Origin of the sequence: Streptomyces sp. McG3 (genome assembly GCF_018619185.1) — a bacterium.
Taxonomy (GTDB): Bacteria; Actinomycetota; Actinomycetes; order Streptomycetales; family Streptomycetaceae; genus Streptomyces.
The window spans coordinates 1-1702 of the sequence record NZ_JAAXYC010000554.1; the positions used below are offsets into that span (position 1 = coordinate 1).

Sequence of the window (1702 nt, forward strand, 5' to 3'; positions counted from 1 at the left end):
CTGGTCCGAGCTGCTCGGCCGACCGATCGTGGACCGTACGGGCCCCTATATCTGGCTGCGGCGGGAGAGCGGGCTGGGCCTCGGCTTCCAACAGGCCGGGGAGCCCAGGCCGGAGAAGAACCGCATGCACTTCGACATAGCCTCTCCCGACCCGGCAGCCGAGCAGCAGCGGGCCGAGGCGCTCGGAGGACGACGCCTGCATGAATACACCGAAGGCGGTTTTCTGGTGATGGCCGACCCCGAGGGCAACGAGTTCTGCATCATCCCCGAGGGTCCCGGGGCCGTTGGCCTCGATGACCAGGGGCACGCCCACTACCTCGAGTGAGCTCTGCAGCTCCTGGCGGCCCGGCCCGCTGCAGGCCTGATAGAGCGGGCGGACCCACTTTCCTCGAGAGGTCGCCGACCTCGCCCCGGAGCTGGCCGCGTACTTCCGTGACGGGAATTCCGGAGGGAAGCCCTCTGCCGTCGACGGCTACGTCCATGAACGACCGGCGGCCCTGTCGGGGCCAGCAGTGGCTTGCCCTCCCCATTCGCCACGACCATCTGCCCCTCACACCGCGCGGTACGCATCCCGTCCGCTCTTCTCCTGCAGGAATGGTCCTACGGCGAGCTGCTGCAAGAAGCCACTCGGCGCCCGGTCTGCCACCCGCGGCTGGCGAAATCCGCAGCTGGGTCCCGCGGTGAGGGAGCCTCGTTCTGGAATGATTGGCAGGTGAGCTCGGTCGACCGTGCCGGGGGGGCTCTGGGCGTGGCGAGGATCTCTGGAGGAGAGAGCGGATGTCCGGACCGGAAGAACGGCGGAACACGCCGGAGCAGGGTGCTCCCTGCTGGGGCAACCTGATGGTCGCCCGGTGAACTGGAGCTCCCAACCACCCGGAACGGGCGCTTCGGGGGCGCGGTCATCCCAGAAGGCTGCGCGGTCAGCGCCGGCCGCCGCCGAGCCGGCGGTCGTCGGCCAGTCCGGTAAGCGGGCCGAACTCCCGGGCAAGCTCGTTCCACGACAGAACCTCGCCACAGCGGGCCGGGAACTCCTTCGGGGCGAACTCGGGCATGGTCCAGGTGCCAGTGCCCCGGTCCCGCAGCCACAGGTCCCCGTCACCGTCGACCACAGTCGGCGGGACCGGTACGGGCTCGGCCTGATCGGTGGGCTCCCAGGTGACCCGGCCCGGGTGGGAAACGCGGCGCAGCTCGGTGGTGGCCAGCCGCGCGGCCAAGTCACGGGTGGACTCTTCGGCGTCCTTGACCGACGCCAGTCGGAATGCGTCGTCAAGTACGGGCAGAGCTGGATTCTTGCTGCGCTTTGAACTCATACGCTGACTACCTCCGGTAGGGGGCGTCACATCCGTTATGGCACCCCGCAGAGGAACACGGTATCCGAGGCAGGAGCCGGGCCGGCTACGACCAATGTGTCCAGGTGGAGGCACTGGCACACCGGGCGGTGGGGCTAGCCGGTGAGCTGGTCCTGGACCTGGCGCAACCCGTGGTGGCAGCGCTCAGATATGGCGGTCCGTGTGGTTACGACTTTCCAAAGGGCCACCCAAGCACAGCTGGTGACCCCTCGCTCACCCCGCCGCCTGCCCAAGGGTCTGTCCAGCCGGGCCAGGCCGCGTGACCCCGACGGAGAGGTGCCCTGCCCAACAGAGGCAATGTGACCTCGCTGAGCTACCGATGCTTCCAGAAGCGGTTGACGTGCTCGGTGTCG

2 protein-coding genes are annotated in these 1702 nt (G+C 68.8%); one reads left to right on the plus strand and one right to left on the minus strand.

The window, feature by feature from the left end; genetic code table 11:
* Positions 1–325 (plus strand): VOC family protein (locus HET64_RS38380; RefSeq protein ID WP_215111842.1); only part of this gene is annotated, 325 nt, incomplete at its 5' end.
* A 595-nt stretch (positions 326–920) separates the two neighbouring features.
* Here HET64_RS38380 and HET64_RS38385 read toward each other — a convergent pair.
* A complete protein-coding gene (locus tag HET64_RS38385; protein WP_215111843.1) occupies positions 921–1310 on the minus strand; it encodes a hypothetical protein in 390 nt (129 codons plus the stop codon).
* Between the last annotated feature and the right edge of the window lie 392 nt (positions 1311–1702).